General features: G+C 52.5%; 16 protein-coding genes and 1 other RNA gene. 14 read left to right on the top strand and 3 right to left on the bottom strand.

Annotated features, from left to right (window positions below):
• Positions 1-3 precede the first annotated feature (3 nt).
• Together ACE418_RS00660 and recO are read left to right on the top strand one after the other, a co-directional pair.
• The gene (locus tag ACE418_RS00660) at positions 4-1,350 is read left to right on the top strand and encodes a hemolysin family protein (RefSeq protein ID WP_416448662.1); all 1,347 of its coding nucleotides are present in this window, start codon (positions 4-6) and stop codon (positions 1,348-1,350) included.
• On the top strand, positions 1,340-2,083 hold the full coding sequence (gene recO / locus ACE418_RS00665; RefSeq protein WP_416448663.1) for a DNA repair protein RecO: 744 nt from the start codon (positions 1,340-1,342) through the stop codon (positions 2,081-2,083). The genes ACE418_RS00660 and recO overlap by 11 nt, the downstream gene beginning before the upstream one ends.
• A 279-nt stretch (positions 2,084-2,362) precedes the next feature.
• On the opposite strand, the gene ACE418_RS00670 is transcribed toward recO, so the two are convergent.
• Positions 2,363-2,845, bottom strand: a complete 483-nt coding sequence (locus ACE418_RS00670) for a hypothetical protein (protein WP_416448664.1) — start codon at positions 2,843-2,845, stop codon at positions 2,363-2,365.
• 189 nt (positions 2,846-3,034) lie between these two features.
• Here ACE418_RS00670 and ACE418_RS00675 point away from each other — a divergent pair, with 189 nt between their 5' ends.
• Positions 3,035-4,372, top strand: coding sequence for an MATE family efflux transporter (locus ACE418_RS00675; RefSeq protein ID WP_416448665.1), 1,338 nt, complete (start codon positions 3,035-3,037; stop codon positions 4,370-4,372).
• A 45-nt stretch (positions 4,373-4,417) separates the two neighbouring features.
• Here the strand turns inward: ACE418_RS00675 and ACE418_RS00680 are convergent, their stop codons facing one another.
• Entirely contained in the window at positions 4,418-4,903 is a 486-nt protein-coding gene (locus ACE418_RS00680; RefSeq protein WP_416448666.1) for a MarR family winged helix-turn-helix transcriptional regulator, read from the bottom strand.
• A 296-nt stretch (positions 4,904-5,199) separates the two neighbouring features.
• Between ACE418_RS00680 and ACE418_RS00685 the strand changes: the two genes are divergently transcribed.
• From ACE418_RS00685 to ACE418_RS00695, 3 genes are all read left to right on the top strand, one after another.
• Entirely contained in the window at positions 5,200-6,411 is a 1,212-nt protein-coding gene (locus ACE418_RS00685) for a MalY/PatB family protein (protein WP_416448667.1), read from the top strand.
• 6 nt (positions 6,412-6,417) lie between these two features.
• Positions 6,418-7,842, top strand: a complete 1,425-nt coding sequence (locus tag ACE418_RS00690) for an amino acid permease (protein ID WP_416448668.1) — start codon at positions 6,418-6,420, stop codon at positions 7,840-7,842.
• Positions 7,843-7,908: 66 nt separating this feature from the next.
• Positions 7,909-9,132: a MalY/PatB family protein gene (locus tag ACE418_RS00695; RefSeq protein WP_416448669.1), complete on the top strand. Its 1,224-nt coding sequence runs from the start codon at positions 7,909-7,911 to the stop codon at positions 9,130-9,132.
• Between the two features lie 502 nt (positions 9,133-9,634).
• On the opposite strand, the gene ACE418_RS00700 is transcribed toward ACE418_RS00695, so the two are convergent.
• Positions 9,635-11,197, bottom strand: coding sequence for a nitrite/sulfite reductase (locus ACE418_RS00700; protein ID WP_416448670.1), 1,563 nt, complete (start codon positions 11,195-11,197; stop codon positions 9,635-9,637).
• A 178-nt stretch (positions 11,198-11,375) separates the two neighbouring features.
• Here ACE418_RS00700 and ACE418_RS00705 point away from each other — a divergent pair, with 178 nt between their 5' ends.
• The 8 genes from ACE418_RS00705 (at position 11,376) to rnpB (ending at position 19,889) form a co-directional block, all read left to right on the top strand.
• A complete protein-coding gene (locus ACE418_RS00705) occupies positions 11,376-12,857 on the top strand; it encodes a sensor histidine kinase (RefSeq protein ID WP_416448671.1) in 1,482 nt (493 codons plus the stop codon).
• A complete protein-coding gene (locus tag ACE418_RS00710; protein ID WP_416448672.1) occupies positions 12,854-13,540 on the top strand; it encodes a response regulator transcription factor in 687 nt (228 codons plus the stop codon). Before ACE418_RS00705 ends, ACE418_RS00710 begins: the two co-directional genes overlap by 4 nt.
• Positions 13,541-13,658: 118 nt before the next feature.
• Positions 13,659-15,197, top strand: a complete 1,539-nt coding sequence (locus ACE418_RS00715) for an ArnT family glycosyltransferase (protein ID WP_416448673.1) — start codon at positions 13,659-13,661, stop codon at positions 15,195-15,197.
• 81 nt (positions 15,198-15,278) lie between these two features.
• Complete coding sequence (locus ACE418_RS00720; RefSeq protein ID WP_416448674.1) at positions 15,279-15,575, top strand: hypothetical protein; 297 nt, start codon at positions 15,279-15,281, stop codon at positions 15,573-15,575.
• Positions 15,576-15,991: 416 nt separating this feature from the next.
• Positions 15,992-16,681 carry a tRNA (adenine(22)-N(1))-methyltransferase gene (locus tag ACE418_RS00725; RefSeq protein ID WP_416448675.1) on the top strand — a complete coding sequence of 230 codons (690 nt, stop codon included), beginning with the start codon at positions 15,992-15,994 and terminating at the stop codon, positions 16,679-16,681.
• Entirely contained in the window at positions 16,666-17,784 is a 1,119-nt protein-coding gene (locus tag ACE418_RS00730; RefSeq protein WP_416448676.1) for a Nif3-like dinuclear metal center hexameric protein, read from the top strand. Before ACE418_RS00725 ends, ACE418_RS00730 begins: the two co-directional genes overlap by 16 nt.
• Positions 17,785-18,106: 322 nt before the next feature.
• Entirely contained in the window at positions 18,107-18,751 is a 645-nt protein-coding gene (gene thiE / locus ACE418_RS00735) for a thiamine phosphate synthase (RefSeq protein WP_416448677.1), read from the top strand.
• A 790-nt stretch (positions 18,752-19,541) separates the two neighbouring features.
• Positions 19,542-19,889: RNase P RNA component class A (gene rnpB / locus ACE418_RS00740), an RNA gene on the top strand.
• Positions 19,890-19,940 lie beyond the last annotated feature (51 nt).

Below are 19,940 nucleotides of genomic sequence, written 5' to 3' on the forward strand. Positions count from 1 at the left end.
ACGATGGAAGTACAATCGATTGTCCAATGTTTGCTCGTCTTCCTCATCTGCCTGGCTGTCAGCGCCATCTGTGTCACGGGTAAATTCGCCTTTGCCCAGCTGCGCCGGGAATACCTGGAAGAACTCGTCCGCGATGGCGATACATCGCTGAAACCGCTCTTGTCCCTTTACGACAAGCCTATCGTCTTTTTAGGGACGGCCCAGCTCGGCATGGCCTTGTCCGGCCTCATCGCCGGAGCTGCCGGCTTCTGCGGCCTCTATGGCCTCTACGGCCTGCTGGCCCCGTATATTGGGCATACTTGGCTCATCTGGCTCATCGAAATCTGCGCCGCCATCGTCCTCTGTTTCATCCTCTGGGTCTTTGGCGAACTCATCCCCAAGTCCATCGGTCTCCAGTGCCCGGAAAAGAGCCTCAAGGCCCTGCGCCGCTTCATCCAGCCCTGGAGCCGGCCCTTCATGCCGTTCATCCTCTTCGGCAACTGGCTGGGACGGGCTATCCTGGCTGACCGCAACCTCGACGTGACCAACGAAATCGATATGGCCCATTCGGAAGATGAAATCCGCATGCTGGTCACGGCCAGCCACAAGGAAGGGAAAATCGACCAGGTCGAAAGCGAACTCATCGGCAACGTCTTCGATTTCGCCGACCGCCTGGCCAAGGAAATCATGGTGCCCCGCCAGGACATCGTCTGTCTCTATACAGAAGAGACCATGAACCAGCATTTGCAGACCATCCGCCAGTCGCGGCATACGCGCTATCCGCTCTGTGAAGACGATAAGGACCACGTCCTGGGCCTGGTCCACATCAAGGACATCATGGACCTTTATATCCACAAGCGCAGCAACCTTAACCTCATCAAGCGGCCGATCCTCATGGTACCGGAAATCATGCCGGCATCGAAGCTCCTGCAGCTCATGCGCATGCGCCGGACCTACCTGGCCATGGTCGTCGACGAATACGGCAGTACCGTCGGCCTCATCGGCCTGGAAGACATCCTGGAAGAACTGGTCGGCACGATCCAGAACGAACATACCCAGGAAAAAGAAGAAATCCAGCCCCTGCCTGACGGCGCCTATGAATTCGCCGGGACCGTCCTCCTCGACGACGTCGAAGAATTGCTGCACATCCCCGTCGAAGACGACGTCGATACCGATACCATCGGCGGCTACGTCTTCAATGCCCTGGGCCATACGCCGAAAGTCCACGACGAAGTCACTATCGGCTCCTACGGCTTTACGGTCCTGGAAATGCAGCGCTTCCGCATCGTCCGCCTGAAAGCCGTGCCCCTGCCGGAAGCGGCTGTCGATGGGGCAGACAGCGGGGAAGAAGATACAGCCCATGAATCGTAGCGGCTACTATGGACGCAAGCCGTCGCGGTCTTATGAAGGCATTATCCTGACCGTCCGCAAGACCAGCGCCAAACAGCTCGTCGTCACTGTCCTGACCCGGCAGGCCGGCATCCTCCACGTCCTGGCCCGCCGCAGCACTCAGGGCAAGATGGGTTACGGCGCCTTGGCGCCTCTGGCCGAGATGACCTTTGACGTCTTTGAAAAAGACGGCGTCTATACGCTGACGGAATACGACTGCCGCAGTAACCAGCGCCTCCGTGAGCTGACCTGGGACGGCTATGTCTACTCGCAGATCTTCGTCGAAATAGTCCTCTTCATGGCCGGCGGTGGAGCTGATGAGGTCCTGTACAACCTGGTCCGCCTCTATGGCCGGGCCATCGAACTCAAGGACATCCGCATCGTCACCATCATCGCCGGCTGGCAGCTCATGGCCTTGACCGGTTTCCTGCCGGACATCGACACGGCCCGCGTCTTCTATCAGGGCCAGGGCTATTGCCAGCAGCCCGTCTATTATATCGACGATGAAAGGCCGGAAAACATGAAAGAACTCCCCCTGACGCCGTCCGTGCGCCAGACCTGGAAGACCCTGGTCCACTATCCCTGGGGAACGAAGGAAACAGTGAGCCTGCGCATGGCCGACCTGAAATTCCTGGAAGCCCTGCTCTACAACTACGTCAACCAGTGCAGCGAACGCCAGATGAAGACGCCTGGGTTGTTAGTGGCTAGTGGTTAGTGGCTAGTGGTTCGTGGCTTGTGGTTAGTGGTTCGTGGCTCGTCGGGGCGGCCCGCCTGGCTCTCCTGATAGGAGAGCTGTCAGCGAAGCTGACTGAGAGGTTGCTCTTTTAAATAGTTTGTAGTTCGTAGGGGTCGCCACGTGGGCGACCCGTTAGGGATTTGCGTGATTTTTCTAGCAGACCGGTCGGGAAATCGTACATATTTCAGAGCGGGCGCCCCACGTGGACGCCCCTACAAAAAAGGGCTTGTCGCACTGCGACAAGCCCTTTTTGTCCCCTCACCGCTTATGCAGCGGGTCGTATTTCCAATGATGGGCGTATTCTTTTAGACTTTCGGCGACGGCGTATTGAGCCGTATCGGTGTAAATCATCTGCGTCTCGACGGCTTCTTCCCAGACGGGGACGGGCCGGTTGCAGGGCGGTTCGATGTAATAGAGCAGGAATTCTCTGGCTTTTTCGATGAACCATTCCGGCAGGCGGGGATGGAATTTCTTATAAAAGATGAACAAGTGGATGTGATTGGGCATGACCGTGAACTCTTTGATGATGGCAATCTGGTTATTCCGCTGCATGGCCTTGAGGGCTCGCGTCGCCGCCATGCCCCAATCGGTCGGCCGCCAGATATGCTGGCCCTGATAGCGCAGGACTTTCCCCAGTGTCTCTTCCTTATGATACGTACAGAAGGTGATGAGCTGGTACCGGGGAACGGTAGAGAAAGGTTCCTGCCAGGTCGGCATAGAGAAGAACGGTTTGCGATACATGGGCAACACCTCCGAAATAACAAAACGTTTAAAACAAGATGTGTGTTACACCTATTGTACCCTGGAAATATGAAAAGGCCATTAAAAAATCAGCAGCCTTGATTAAAAAATGATTAAAACTTGTTTTTGTGCCCTGGCATGCTATAATAAAGCTATTTCACTCCTCTTTATGAAAGAAAGGACGATTCTATGGTTCGCAGTATGACTTCGGGCAATCCCATCCGCCTCATCCTGGCATTTACCGTGCCGCTTTTGATCGGCAATGTTTTCCAGCAATTCTATAATATCGCCGACATCATCATCGTCGGCCGGACGATCGGCGTCAATGCCCTGGCGGCTGTCGGCGCCGTCGCTCCTGTCTTTATGGCCGTCTTTGGCCTGACTATCGGCTTATCTTCCGGCTTTTCCGTCATTACCGGTCAGCGTTTCGGCGCCGAAGATATGGACGGCGTGCGCCGGTCCGTAGCGACGTCAGCCATACTGGCCCTGATCATCACCTTGATGCTGACGGCCTGCGTCAGTCTGGCTATGCCGCTCATCATGCAGCTCATGAATATTTCCGACGTCTTGTATGACGATGCCTATCATTACATGCTCATCGTCGTCCTCGGCCTGGTGGCCATGATGAGCTATAATCTCCTGTCCTGTATCTGCCGGGCCCTCGGCGACAGCCGGACGCCGCTTTATTTCCTCATCGTGTCGTCTCTCTTGAATATCGCCCTGGCCCTGTTGTTCATCGTCGTCTTTGGCTGGGGCGTCCCCGGTTCGGCTATCGCCCTGGTCATCGCCCAGGCCGTATCGGCCGTGCTCTGCCTGTGCTTCATGCGCCGCCGCTTTCCCATGCTGCGCCTGACCCGGGCCGACTGGACTTTCGACTGGCCCTTTGCCTGGCAGCATCTGCGCCTGGGCCTGCCCATGGCTGTCCAGTTCCTCATCATTTCCATGGGCATCCTGGTACTGCAATCGGTCTGCAATACTTTCGGCCCGGAAACGATTGCCGGCTTCGTGTCGGCGACGAAAATCGAACAGCTGGCCTTGCAGCCCATGGTTTCTTTTGGTATCGCCATGGCCGTCTATTCGGCACAGAACTACGGCGCCAGCCAATACGGCCGTATCCGGCAGGGTGTCCGCCAGTGTTCCCTCGTATCCCTGGCTTTCTGCCTGGTCGCTGCCGTGGCTATGTACAGCTGTGGCCGGGAACTCATCGGCGTCTTCACGACCGATCACGATGAAGTCCTCATGGAACAGGCCTTCCTCTACTTGAAGATGTCCGTCCCGTTCTATCTCTTCCTGGGCCAGATTTTCGTCTACCGTAATGCTTTGCAGGGCATGGGCATTTCCAGCGTGCCTCTCATCAGCAGCATCCTGGAACTGGGCGGCCGCAGTATCTCGGCTCTGGTTCTGGCGGCCATGTGGGGCTATTTCGGCATCTGCTGTGCCAGCCCGATTTGCTGGGTCCTGGCCTGCCTGTTCACAGGCGGATCCTATTTCTGGGTCATGCATACGATGAAAGCCAAAGGTCGTTGATTTTTAGGGCAGCCCGTCTTTATGGGTCAGCAGAAGAAAGGGGAGCTATTCTTGAAGCAACAATTTAAGGTAGACGTCAATGACCTTATAAAAAGCGTCGATTTCTTCTGCAGAACATTCTTTCATCAGAGCCGCTGTTGTCGATGTGATATCATTGATATCAAAGATTTTATGAGCTCGGGAAATCTGCTTTCCTTTTTCTGTTGCGTAAAGAAGCTGGTTCTTTTTGTTGCCAGCTTCTTTTTCTTTATAGATATAGCCGCCTTTTTCGAGTACCTTTACCGCTTGGGATAAGGCCGATGTCGTGCGGTTGCGTCGGGCTGCCAATTCGGTAATGGTCAGGCCCGGCGTCTGTTCAATCGTCGTCAGGGTATGGACCAGGGGGGCTGTCAGGCAGTCACCCGTACCGTAATCCCTTGGTTCTTTCATATACTTATTATAATAATAGACAAAATCATAAAGCTTTTCAGCGCGGATATCGAGTTTTCGGAATAACGCATCGATGGATGTCAGTTCTTGGGCTATTTTCATGGTTAATAACTCCTTACATAGTTACTTGTATTAGACAAAGTTTTCAGTTTTTTTTATTATATCATAGGCGATAATAAAGTTAAACAACTTTATTATTATATAGGGAAAATATAATATGGTCGCATTATTATTAAGTAACTTAATAATAATTACAAAATCGAATAGACACAGAAAAAATCATGATTAAAGAGTATTTGATGAATGAATGAAGAAGTGCTATACTTTAATTAAAGTTAAACAAACTTAATAAACGCGCGTATTATAATTAAGCTACTTAATAAAAAGGAGAGAAGAACATGAAAGAAATAGGAGCTATGACAACGGAAGAATTTATTCAGGCATACAGTGTCGAACGCCATGGGACGGATTCGTTGAAATGGGACGATTTACAAGCTCGGTATGGCAATGCCGATTTATTATCCATGTGGGTAGCCGATATGGAATTCAAGACCTGCCCGGAAATCATCGAAGCCATGACTCAGCGGATCCAGCACGGTGTCTTTGGATATTCACGGATTGACGATGGCTATTTTGCAGCTTTTTCTCATTGGATGGAACGTCACTTCCACTGGCCCATCCAGAAAGAATGGGTCCGCTTTTCACCAGGCGTCGTTACGGCACTATATTGGATGGTCAACTGCTTTACTCAGCCAGGTGATGCCTGCCTGATTCTGACCCCGGTCTACTATCCGTTCCACAACGCCATCAAAGATACAGGCCGCAAGCTGGTTACGGTGGACCTGGCTTATGACCATGGCTATTTCACCATGGATTTTGATGCGATTGAAAAAGCTATCGTCGACAATGATGTTAAACTGTTCATTCAATGTTCGCCACACAACCCGGCCGGCCGCGTCTGGACGGAAGAAGAACTGGACCGGATTCTTGATATTTGCCAGCGCCATCACGTCCTCGTCGTCAGTGATGAAATCCACCAGGATATCGTGACGGGAGATAAGAAACAGATTCCTGCCGCCATCGTTCACGGTGGAAAATATCTCGATAATTTGATTGTCTGCTCGGCAGCGTCGAAAACCTTCAATCTGGCCGGTCTGCTTCATGCTCATATCGTCATTCCGGATAAAAAACTGCGCGATGCCTATGACGCTTATGCCAAGACGGTTAATCAGATCGAAGTCAATATCATGGGGGTCACGGCGACACGGGCTGGATATGAACATGGGGAAGCCTGGCTGGATCAGGTCCTGAAAGTGATTCGCCAGAACTACGATTACGTCAAAAAGACCCTGGCCGCAGGTGCCCCGAAGATTACCGTGACCGGCATGGAAGGAACGTACCTGTGCATGTTGGATTTACGGCCTTACGTAGCTATCGATGATATTAAAACCTTTGTTCAGGATAAATGTAACTTAGCCGTCGATTACGGAGAATGGTTCGGTGAACACTATAAAGGATTCATCCGGCTGAACCTGGCGACGGATCCAAAATATGTACACCAGGCAATGAAAAATATAGTGTCTGGGATTCAGTCACTGAATAGGGGGTAATGAACCATGGATAAGGAAAATCAGGCCATTACTTATGAAAAAGAAAACTTGAAGAGAGGATTAAAAAGCCGTCATCTGGAAATGATTGCTATCGGTGGTGCTATTGGGACCGGCCTTTTCTATGGGTCGTCCTGGGCTATACGTACGGCGGGTCCGGCTATCCTTTGTACTTATATTTTTGCCTCTATTGCCGTTTATTTAATTATGCGATTCCTGGGAGAAATGGCTATTGAGGAACCTGTTTCCGGATCGTTTATTTCTTATGCCAATCGGTATGTTCATCGATTTGCTGGTTTTCTCACCGGATGGAATGCCTTTGTTTTCTTATTAGCTACTTCGTCGGCTGAATTGAATGCCTTGGGACATTATATTCAATTTTGGTTTCCCGATGTTCCCGTTTGGATAACTGCAGCATCGGCTATTATCCTTTTATTTGTTGTTAATATCATCAGTGTTCGGATTTATGGTGAAGCTGAATTCTGGTTTTCCATGATAAAAGTCTTAGCTATCGTGGCTTTTATTATTTTTGGATTTATCATGATTCTTTGGGGGATAGGCGGATACGAACCGATTGGTTTTAGGAATTTATATGAACATGGTGGTTTTATGCCACATGGATGGAGTGGCTTGTTCTTGTGCTTAGTTATGGTCGCATTTTCCTTTGGCGGGATTGAAAACCTGGGTCAAGCAGCAGGCGAAGTTGAAGATGTCCAGAAGAACATGCGTAAAGCTGTTAATGCCACTTTTTGGAGATTACTTATTTTTTATGTTGGAGCCATCTTTGTTTTGGTCACGATTTTCCCGTGGGATCAATTGACCGGACATGGCAGTCCTTTTGTCGAAGTTTTTTCGATGATTGGGATTCCGGCAGCAGCGTCTATTATGAATGTTGTTGTTATTACTGCTGTATTATCTACCGTTAACTCTCAAATCTTTACCAATAGCCGTGCTTTTTACAATCTGTCGTTACAGCACAATGCACCGCATATTTTAAGTAAAGTCAATAAAGGGAATGTTCCAGCTTATGCCATTGCGTTGGTATTCATTCTTATGCTGTGTGGGGTATTGCTTAATTATATGATTCCAGAACGCGTTTTCGTCATTTTTTCATCGGTTACCGTTTTTGGCGAATTGTGTAACTGGACGGCTATTACCCTCAGCCATCTACGTTTCCGCAAACGCCGGATGGAGTTAGGGACTGCTGAAACAATCCATTTTAAGAGTCCGTTATATCCTTATGCCGATTATTTCGTATTATTTTTCATGGCGCTAATCGTATTGTGTATTGCGGTTTTGCCGGATATGCGCATTTCCTTAGTGATTTCTGCACTTTGGGTCTGTGTGGTATTCCTTGCCTATAAATTTTATACACGTAGACAGTCTGAATCTGAAACACGTACTGTAGTCGTATCTTCAGATAAGAAGTTATGAGTTAGGTATAGATGGAGTTTCCATATATATAGATTATGATTATATCATTGTAAAGGAGAGACTATCATGCAGTATAATTTTGATGAAATTGTTGAACGCAGACATACGAATGCCTTGAATACCGATGGCTTCCGTGGTTATATTTTTCACGATTTCGAAGGGAAAAAGAAATTCCCCTTTAAAGATGACGAATTCGTCCGCATGTGGGTGGCCGATATGGAATTTGCTATGTGCCCGGCTATTATCCAGGCCATCAAAGACCGGGCAGATAAGCGCATCATTGGCTACAGCCAGGTCTTTGAACCGGATTTCTATGAAGCCTATAACAAATGGAATGAAACGATGTACGGTTGGACGTATGCCAAAGAAGATATCTGCTTCTCCCTGGGCATCATCCCGGCATTGTATACGTTAGTCGATATCCTGCTCGGAGATCATGACTACGCAATCATCAATACGCCGGCTTATGGTTATTTCCAGCATCCAATCGACGAACGCCATAAACATGCTATCCATAATAAGTTAGTATGCGATCGGGATGGCCATTGGTCCATCGACTTTGACGCTTTGGAACGGGATGCAGCCAATCCCTTTACGAAGTTGCTCATCTGGTGCAATCCGCAGAACCCGACAGGCCGTGTCTGGACGCAGGAAGAATTAGAAAAGGTAGCAGCTATCGTCAAGAAGTATAATCTTTGGATTATCAGTGACGAAATCCACTGCGATATCCTCCGTCAGGGCGTTAAACACATTCCTATGGCCAAAGTCATGCCGGATTATGACAAACTCATCGTCTGCACTTCGGCGTCCAAATGCTTCAACATGGCAGGCATGATGTTTGCAGAAATCATCATCCGCAATAAAGAGCTTCGCGATTTGTATATCGCTTCGACGAATGCCTATGCCATGAATTTGAATCCGTTGTCCATTGCCGCCCATACGGCCGCTTATGAACAAGGCGGCGAATGGCTCGATCAGCTCAAAACATACCTTGATGGCAACTTCCGCCTTGTCCGCGATACGTTTGCTCATGAATTGCCGAAAATTAACTTCCAGATTCCAGAAGCCACCTATTTAGCTTGGGTCAACATGAATGAATATCTGGGCGATGTCGAAAATATTCCCGATTTTATGGCTAATAAAGCTGGCGTCCTCCTCGAAGGCGGCGATGCCCTCTTCGTCGATAATGCCAAAGGCTACATCCGCCTCAACCTGGCCATGCCGCGGTCTATCGTAAATAAAGGATTGCAGCGCATCGTCAAGGCCGTCAAGGATCATCAGAACCAGTAAAGCAACGTACCACCTTTCATACCTCTATTCATAAATAAAGCACTCTACTACAACATCTCACTAAAGCACTCTACATAGAAAAAAGGGACTGTCGCACGAAGGCTTTTGCCATCATGCGAGGTCCCTTTCGCTTTCTAGTTTGTAGTGCGTAGTACCGGGCATGTAGGGGTCGCCACGTGGGCGACCCGTTAGGAGTGTGAAGAATTTTTTTAGCAAGCTGATTGGGAAAACGTACATATTACAAAGCGGGCGCCCCGCGTGGCGCCCCTACAGAAAAAAGGGGCTGTCGCACGAAGGCTTTTGCTTTCATGCTAGGCCCCATTTACTTTCTAGTTTGTAGTGCGTAGTACCAGGCATGTAGGGGTCGCCACGTGGGCGACCCGTTAGGAGTGTGAAGAATTTTTTTAGCAAGCTGATTGGGAAAACGTACATATTACAAAGCGGGCGCCCCGCGTGGCGCCCCTACAGAAAAAAGCGCCGTCCGCGAGGACAGCGCTTTTTTCTATTCAAACTGATTGACTAATTCAACGAGTTCTTCTTTATGCTGGGGATACCATTCGTCATAGGACTGGTTGGCATCGAGGAGGGTCTGGTTGAGGGCCAGGAAGAAGTCCGGCAGGTGTTCGATGGTGATGACGCCAATCTGGTCACCCATGACGCCGGTGCCGATGGCGTAATTGCCGCCGGCGTAGATGTTGAAGGCCGGTTCCATCTTGTCGCCGACTTTCTTGCTGGCGCCGCGCAGACCCAGGGGAGCCAGCCGCTGGACTGTGCAGTTCGACGGACAGCCGGAGAAGTGGCATTTCGGCAGGAAGTGACTGTCGATACCGCGGTCTTTGAACATCTTGGCCAATTTAACGAAAGTGCCGTGGGAATCGCGCAGGCCCTGCTGGCAGACGGTGGCACCGATGCAGCTGACGGAATGTTCAAAGGCCGTCGTTGCCGTATCATCTGCCGTAAGGGCAGCGACTTTACGGGCTTCGTCGGCCGTGAGGTTGATGATATACGCCGTTTCGTCGGCGTTGAGGCGGATTTCTGCGCCTTCCATGGTCTGGAGGGCTTTCAGCAGTTCGTGGAAGACGGTGACTTTCGGCGTGCCGCCCAAGGGTTTGTATTCGACGTAATAGAGGCCGGCCTGCTTCTGTTTGCCGATGCGGCTATCTTCGAGGACACTGTCGTCAGCGCCGTTCTTAGCTAATGGCGTTTCTTCTTCGATGGTCAGGCGGTAATCGCCTTCGGCGCGGGCTTTGACGACGGCATCGCGGACGGCCTGGCGGAAGGCGTCATCGCCGAGTTTATTGAGGATGAAGCGCGAACGGTTCTGGCCGCGGTGTTCATAGTCGCCGTATTTCATGTAGACGTCCCGGCCATAGCCCAGGATGTAATAGGAAATGTCCAGCGGGTCGACGCCTTGGTCGATGAGGATGCCGAAACGCGAGCCATTGAGGCCGAAGCCGCCGCCGGCATAGACGTCGAATTTGTGATCCGGACGGGCGACGAAGCCCAGGTCCTTGAAGGTCGCATGGCCTTCATTGTCCAGGCCGCTGGAGAAGCTGATTTTATATTTACGTGGCAAGTTGAACTTGGGAATGCAGTTGATGACGAAATTGGCCGCTGCTTTGATGTACGGCGTCATGTCGAAATATTCGCCCGGAGCGACGCCGTGGAGCGGGCTGGCCGTGATGTTGCGCGGGTTGTCGCTGCCGGCGCCGACGCAGTAAATGCCGTGGTCGAAACATTCCTGGTAGAGAGCGAGGACTTCTTTTTCATTTAAGTGATGGAGCTGCAGGGCTTCACCGGTCGTGAAGTGGATGAGGTCGATGTCATAGCGGTCGAGGACATCCTTCAGGAACGCGATGTGTGCCGGTTCGATGGCACCGCCGGAAAAGCGCAGACGCAGCATGCTGCTATGGGCCCCCCGTTCGCCATAGCTGCCGAACTTGCCCGACGTACCCTTATATTTGGCCGGCGGTAATTCCTTGGCATAAAAAGCTTTTGTCGCTTCGACGAACTGCGGGAAGCGGCTGCGGATTTCTTCCTTGGTTTCTTCAGTGATTTGAGTCATTTCATAAACACCCCTTATTTAATCCTGGTTTTAAAACTATACTAGATTTGTGTCTTATTATAACAGACTTTTCTAGAGAGGGCAAAAAATATTCACTAGAAATTTGCTTTTTGTTTTACTTTTGGTTAAGCTTAGGGTGTACGCTAAGAAGAAAATTTAGAGAAACCAGGTGAGGACCATGCAACTCCGGGACTGGCCGCTGCGCAAGCGCCTCCTTTTTTCCAACTTCATCATGATTTTCATTCCCGTCCTGTTTACGGCTGTCGTCAGCATCGCCATCTTTTTGGCCCTGCAGTTCGGCAACATCAACCGGGCCAATATCATTTCCTTTATCTGGCCTGAGAGCGGCCAGAACATGTCCATCCAGTTCGAATTGAGCCGTCTCCGCGTCCGGGCCGACCAGTATAACGGCGACATGGACCGCCTCCTCCAGGCTGCCGACCATCTGGAAGACCAGGGACTCAATGTGTCCATCTGGCGCGATAAGGAAGACCTCTATGATACGGCTGGCATCGACCGGGACTATCTGCGCCAGCAGGTCACTGCCGGTCACCGCCAGGGCCATGCCGACTTCACCTGGACTGGCGAAGGCCTGCGCTTTTATTACGTCTCGCCCCATACGGACATCCATCTGGCCGTTGCCGGTGCCGTACCGAGTTATCCTGAAAACGAGTACATCGACTTGTCGTCGAAGGACATCTTGAAAGTCGCCTTCTACGTCCTGGCTGTCCTGACCATCTTGCTGACCATCCTCGTCGGCCTGAAACTGTCTCGCTGGATGGCCGGCCAGATTGTCGGCCCTGTCGAAAGGCTGCGCAATATGGCTGATGCCATCAGCCAGGGCGATTTGGACCATCCCGTCCCGGTTTTATCGCGTGACGAAATCGGCGATACCTGCCAGGCTTTTGAAAAGATGCGCCTCCAGCTGCGGGCGGCCCGGGATACGCGGGATAAATACGACCAGAACCGCAAGGAACTCCTGGCCGGCATCTCCCACGATTTGTCGACGCCGCTGACAAAAATCGAAGGCTATGCCAGCGGCATCCTCGACGGCATCGCCAATACGCCGGAAAAAGAACGGCACTACCTGGGCATGATCGTCGATACGTCGCGCCATATGGCCAGTCTGGTCCGCACGCTCTTCCTCTTTTCTAAACTCGACCTGGGCCAGGTGCCCTTCCATTGGGAAGACGTTGACGTGGCGGCCTATTTAAAGGACTACATCGGCGAACAGGCCGACCATTTCCATGGGCAGGGGCTGGACGTGACTTTCCAGTCGTCCCTGGATAAGGCCTTCATTTCTATGGACCGCCAGCAGTTCCAGCGGGTCATTGAAAACATCCTGGGCAACAGCCTGAAGTATAAAGACCAGGATGTCGGCCATCTGGACATTACCCTGACCGATGGCGGGGAAGGGGCGTACCTTCTTTCCTTTGCCGATGACGGCTGTGGTGTCGAAGAGAAAGAATTGCCAAAACTCTTTGAAAGTTTCTACCGCACCGACAAGGCCCGGACGAATGTCGCCAAGGGAAGCGGCCTGGGACTGGCCGTCGTCCAGCAGATTGTCCAGGCCATGAAGGGGAAAATCTGGGCCCAGGCGACGGTGCCTAAGGGCTTGACCATTTGCATTTCTTTACCGAAAGGGGAATCACATACATGAAACGTATCTTGATCATTGAAGACGACCAGGGCATTGCCGAATTGGAACGGGATTACTTAGAAGCCAATGGTTTTGCTGCCGACATCGCGACTGACGGGAAGACGGGCGAAAAGAAGGCTTTGGGAGAGGCCTATGACCTCATCCTGCTGGATATCATGCTGCCAGGCCGTGATGGCTTCCAGATTTGCCGGACTATCCGCGAGACTAAGGATATTCCCATCCTCATGGTATCGGCCCGGCAGGAAGACATCGACAAGATCCGCGGCCTCGGCCTCGGCGCCGACGACTACATCGTCAAGCCTTTCAGTCCCAACGAACTCGTAGCCCGCGTCAAAGGCCATCTGGCCCGGTACGAACAGCTCACGTCCCGCGAAGTCCATCGCGACGTCCTGCGCTATGGCGATTTGGAAATCGATGAGAGCGGCCACCGCGTCTTCGTCAAAGGGAAAGAAGTGGCCCTGCCCAATAAAGAATTCGAGCTCCTCTTGTTCTTTGCCAAGAACCCGGGCATCGTCTTCAGCAAGGAAACCCTCTTCGACCGCGTCTGGGGCAGTGAGGCCTTAGGGGAAACGGCGACCGTGTCGGTCCACGTCAACCGCATCCGTGAAAAAATCGAAGAGGATACGGCCAAACCCCGTTATATTGAAACGGTCTGGGGCGCCGGCTACCGTTTCCGGGGCTAGGATGGATTTTTTTACAGTCCTTTCTCGCTTTGTTATCGCTCTGTTTATCTTTTATTTAACTTCCCTTCCTATACTGATACCATCAAAACGGTAACGAATAGGAAGGGGAGTTTTTATTATGTGTGAATTTCATGCGAAACAGGAAGACGTAGCCCTGTCGGTCTGGCAGCGCCTCTGGCAGAAAATCATGGCTTCGCCAGCCGTGATCTTACTGGTTCTGGCAGCGATACTCTGTTTTGTGGCCAACCACCTGCTGGTCGTCACGGACCCTGTCGAATCGAACTATGTCCTGACGGCTAAGGAAATGCTCGCCTCTGGCGATTACTTCTCGCCGCGCATCTTCGGTAATTACTGGTACGATAAGCCGATTTTCTTCTATTGGGAACTCATTGCCGCTTTCAAGCTCTTCGGCATCGGCAATTTCGCGGCCCGCTTTTTCCCGGCCCTGTTTGGCATCGCCGGCATCCTCCTGGCCTATGGCTTCACGGCCCGCCTGTATGATAAGAAAACGGGTTTCCTGACCGGCCTCATCTTATTGACGACAGTGGAATACTTTTACCTCTCTAAGGCCATCATCACGGACATGACGCTCTTCGTCTTTTATTCGGCCTGCCTCATGGCCTTTTACATTGCCTACAGTGAAGGGAAGCCGCGCTGGTACTACCTGGCTTATGCTTTTGCCGGTCTGGCCGTCCTGACCAAGGGGCCTATCGGGCTCTTCCAGCCGGGACTGATTATCCTGCTCTTCCTCTTGTGGCGCCGGGACCTCAAGGCACTGCTGCACATCAAACTTATTTCGGGACTGGCCTTGTTTTTTGCCATTACCCTTATCTGGTACGGGCCGATGTATGCCATGCATGGCAGCGACTTCGTCAGCCAGTTCATCGGTGTCCATAACGTCCTGCGGGCTACCGTTTCTGAACATCCTCAGTTCAATGTCTGGTATTATTACAGCGCTATCTTCCTGGCTGGTTTCGTACCCTGGGTCTTTACCCTGCCCCTGGCCTGGCGCGACTATGGCCTGACCCGGAAAATCGCAGCGGCTTGGCGGGAAAAACGGCTGCACCTGCCTGTTTTGTCCATGAAGACCCAGTTCCTCATCGTCTGGGCGGCTACGATTTTCGTGACCTATCAGCTCATGGCGACGAAATACATGACCTATACCTTCCCGTATATGATTCCCCTGGCTATCGGCTTTGCTTCGTATCTGAAGAAATATGACCGCCTGGTCCTCAATATGGCCGGCATCGTCCTGGCCATTTATGTAGCCGTTACCTGTACGGTCGTCGTCCCTCAGTGCCAGCAGGCTTCGGCATATCAGGCCGCTCAGGTCGTCAGCGGCCTGTCCGATAATGAAACGACGGTCGTCGCCTATGGCGGCCGTTACCCCGTGTCCCTGACCTATTACTCCGGCCATACGGCCTATCGTCTGGCAGAGGCCAAGGACATTGCCCACATGCTGCCTGGCGGCATCAGCTGGAACGCCAAGAACGTCATGCCCTTCATGGCCATCGAAGACCTGCCGAACCATCCTAAAGTCCTGGCCGTCGTCCGCGACCGCGATGAAGCCCACTTCCTCCAGGAAGTACCGGGGAACTGGAAATGGCGCACCCAGAAAGGCGTCTGGGCCATATACCAAAAAGAATCGGATTTGTAGCCCTCTTGAAATGGCCTTGTGACTGAATTGTGACGGCTCATGAGTATACTATGAGTAACCTAAATAAGGAGAGTGATACTTATGAAGAAGTTCAACTATATAGTACGCATGATGCTGGTTTTGGTCGTTACCTTCATGACCTTCAGCGGTGCCGCCCTGACGGCCCAGGCCGCAGGCCCTAAAGATTATCCGCAGCGCTGGGAACAGCGCGATGACCGCGACTATCGTCGTGACGACCGCAACTGGGAAAAAGACCGGAAAAACTGGGAAAAGAACCATAAGACGTCAACTCAGAAAGACGTCGACAAAGCCAACCGCAAAGCCAACATCGCCATCGGCGTAGCCGCCGTAGCCACCATCATCGCCTTGACGAAATGAGGGAATATAGTGGCGAGCGGTTCGCGGCTCTCCTTATAGGAGAGCTGTCAGCGAAGCTGACTGAGAGGTTGATCTTTAAAGTTTGTAATACGGAGTTTGTAGTTTGGAGAAGATGGCTTTAAATTTAAAACCATTCGCTAGCCACGAACCACTTAAAAGGGGCTGTCGCACATGCGACAGCCCCTTTTTTTTCGACGAACGATGAACGACGAACGACCTACGACCTACGACGAACGATTTACGTACCCCTAACCGCTAACTGCTAACTGCTAGCCACGAACCACGAGCCACGAGCCACGAACCCCTAACCCCTAGCCCCTAACCCCTAACCCCTAGCCCCTAGCCCCTTTCAATTCTCCCCCTGTCTGTTATAATAGGGAGTGCAATTAGATTCTGTGATAAAGGAAGTGTGTATCATGAAATTAACGGACCGCCTGGCTGCGGCTGTGTCCCTGATTCCCCAGGGCACAGTCATTGCCGACATCGGGACCGACCATGCTTATATCCCGGTCGCTGTCTGTGGGAGCGGCCACTGCCCGTCGGCCATTGCGGCTGATATCGTCCCGGGACCGTTGGCTGCGGCTGTATCTCACGTCCGCGGTGCCGGCTTGACGGACCGCATCGACTGCCGCCTCGGTGACGGCCTGACCTGCGTCAAAGCAGGAGAAGTCGACGGCGCTGTCATCTGTGGCATGGGCGGCCCGCTGATGGTGCGGATACTCCAGGCTTCGTATGAAGTCTGGCAGTCTTTGAAATTCGTCGTCTTGCAGCCCCAGAGCGATGCCGGTGCCTTGCGCCGTTATCTCTACGAGCATGGCTGGCATATCGAAGACGAACGGCTGGTCATCGACGATGGCCGCCTTTACGAATTGATGCGGGCCGTGCCGGGCCAGGCCGAGGCCCTGCCGGATTGGATCTATGATATAGGTCCCGTGAACTGGCAGCGCCGCGACCCGTTATTGAGCCGCAAAATCGACATTCTCATGGAAACGAAAGGGCACATCATGGAAGGCTTGAAAAAAAGCCGTAAAGATGTGCACCAACGGATTGAAAAAATAGAAAGCGAATTGCGCTTCTGGAGGGAATTGAAATGGCAACTACAGTAGGTGAAATCGTCAAAGTCTTGAAAGATTGGGCGCCGTTGTCGCTCAAAGAATCTTGGGATAATCCAGGACTGCTCATCGGCAGCCCAGACGAACCAGTCGATAAACTCATGGTCACCCTGGACGTCATGATGGGGACCGTCGATTATGCCATCGAACACGGCATACAGATGATCGTCAGTCATCATCCGGTCATTTTCGATGGCTTGAAATCCTTGCGGACCGATACGTACAGCGGCCGCATGTACCAGAAACTCCTGGCCCATCACATTTCCGTCTACAGCGCCCATACCAACCTGGACAGCGCCGATGGCGGTGTCAACGATGTCCTGGCCCGGCTCCTGGGCTTGACCGATTTGAAGGGCCTCGTTCCTGTCGCTGAAGACAAACTTTATAAAATCGCCGTCTACGTCCCGGAAAGTCATGGTGACGCCGTCCGTCAGGCCCTGGCCGATGCTGGTGCCGGCTATATCGGCAACTACAGTGATTGTTCCTTCACGGCCCAAGGGGAAGGCCGTTTCAAGGCCCATGAAGGGACGCATCCCTTTATCGGTGAAATCGGAAAAATCGAAAAAACGGCAGAAGAACGGATTGAAACCATCGTCCCGGAAAGCAAGCTCCATCAGACCATACAAGCTATGCTGGCTGCCCATCCCTATGAAGAACCGGCCTATGACCTGTATCCGCTGAAAAATGAAGGCCATCCCTTCATGATGGGCCGCGTCGGGACCTGGCCGACGCCGGAACCGGCTGCGAAGGTCTTGAAGAAAATAAAAGAACTCCTTCATCGCGATGCCTTGTCCTATGCCGGCGATACAGACGTTGTCGTCCGCCGCGTCGCCCTCCTCGGAGGTGGCGGAGCTGGCTTCATCAAACTGGCTAAAGACGCTGGCGCCCAGCTCTACCTCACAGGCGATGTCAAATACCACGACGCCCAGGAAGCCATCCGTCAGGGCATCGTCGTCGCCGATGGTGGCCACTTCGGCACCGAATCGCCTGTCGTCGCCGACCTCTGCCAGCGCCTGGAAAAAGCAGCCGAAGAACGGCAGTGGCGCATTACCTGCGAAACCGACCCGACCAGCGCCGACATGCTGCATTATATGTAAGGCGCCTTACGGCGCGCCGTTCGCAATGGCTCCCCTGATAGGGGAGCTGTCAGCAAAGCTGACTGAGAGGTTGATTTCCTGTCAGATAGTGCCGCTGTGAGGTTTAACCACAGCCCATTCTTGTCCAATGGTGAGCTTTTACGAGCCACGAACCACGAGCCACGGCCTTTTCCACGGCAACCTACGGCCTGCGGGACCGTCAGACCCTAAACTCGATGAACGACGAACGACCTACGACGAACGAAAATGCGGCCTGCGAACGGCAACCTGCGACCGGCGGGGCCGTCAGGCCCCATTCATTCTCAATAGAAAGGAAATTATCATGACTAAAGAAGAACATGTAAAACATTTATTAGAAGACCCGGTATATGCCATTATGGGCAATGAAGAACTCTGCCTGGGCCGCAGCAATATGGACGTCGCCAAGGAATTGATTGCGGCTGGCGTCACGATTATCCAGTACCGGGAAAAACATAAGAAATGGCGTGCCAAGTACGAAGAAGCGAAAGCTATTGCCCAGCTCTGCCACGACCACGACGTGACCTTCATTATGAACGACTCGACGGACTTGGCCATCGCCTGCGGGGCCGACGGCATCCACGTCGGTCAGGATGATGCACCGGCCCAGATTGTCCGCCAGCTCGCCGGCCCGGATGTCTTCATCGGCGTATCGACCAATACGGTCGATGAAATGAAACAGGCCCTGGCTGACGGTGCCGATTACGTCGGCTTCGGCCCCATGTTCCCGACGCAGTCCAAAAAAGACGCTGATGAAGTCGTGACGCCGGAAGCCAAGGCCTATGCGCTGAAATTCGACTTGCCCGTTGTCACCATCGGCGGCATCAGCCTGGCCAACATCCGCAGCCTTTACGACGAAGGTTTCCGCTCCTTTGCCATGATTTCGGCCATCGTAGGCCAAAAAGACATCAAAGGTGCCGTAGAAGAAATCCGTCGGACCTTGCGTTAGCTATTAGCTATAAGCTAATATAGCTTATAGCGCCGGTCGCAGGCCGCAGATGGCCGTCCGCACTGGCTCCCCTGATAGGGGAGCTGTCAGCCAAGCTGACTGAGAGGTTGATTTCCTTTCAGATAGTGCCGCTGTGGGGTTTAACCACAGCCCATTCTTGTCCAATGGCGGGATTTTACGAGCCACGAACCACGAACCACGAGCCACGGCTCTTTCCTCGGATTTAGATGCGGCATTCCGCCGCGACAGACTCATAAAATAAACGCCGGTCGCAGTTCGCAGGCCGCAGTCCGCAATGGCTCCCCTGATAGGGGAGCTGTCAGCAAAGCTGACTGAGAGGTTGATTTCCTGTCAGATAGTGCCGCTTTGAGGTTCAACCACAGCCCATTCTTGTCCAATGGCGGGATTTTACGAGCCACGAACCACGAACCACGAGCCACGGCTCTTTCCTCGGATTTAGATACGGCATTCCGCCGCGACAGACTCATAAAATAAGCGCCGGTTGCCGTTCGCAGGCCGCCGACCGCAATGGCTCCCCTGATAGGGGAGCTGTCAGCGAAGCTGACTGAGAGGTTGATTTCCTGTCAGATAGTGCCGCTGTGAGGTTCAATCACAGCCCGTTCTTGTCCAATGGTGGGATTTTACGAGCCACGGCCTTTTCCACTGCGACCTGCGACCTGCGGGGCCATCAGGCCCCCGATTCGACGAACGACCTACGATGAACGGAACCGGCCTGCGGCCCACCAGGCCCTTGACTCTCATCTCCAAATATGCTATCCTATACGAATGATGAGTATGAAAAGCAATCGCTAGTGCTTTTGCATTAGAGGAAAGTCCGAGCTCCGTAGGGCAAGATGCCGGCTAACGGCCGGCGAAGGTGACTTTAGGGATAGTGCCACAGAAATGTGTACCGCCACGCAAGTGGTAAGGGTGGAACGGTGCGGTAAGAGCGCACCAGCGGTACAGTAATGTACCGGCTAGGTAAACCCCATCTGGAGCAAGACCGAATAGGGGAGGGATGAAGCGGCCCGCTGATCTTCCGGGTTGTGTCGCTTGAACATGCCGGCAACGGTATGTCTAGATAGATGATTGCTGCTGCGCAAGCAGAACAAAACTCGGCTTACTGATTACTCATCACCTTGTGAAGCTAAAGGGACTGTCACGCGAAGACATAGCATCGTGGACAGTC

Origin of the sequence: Megasphaera jansseni (assembly GCF_047974155.1) — a bacterium.
Classification (GTDB): domain Bacteria; phylum Bacillota; class Negativicutes; order Veillonellales; family Megasphaeraceae; genus Megasphaera.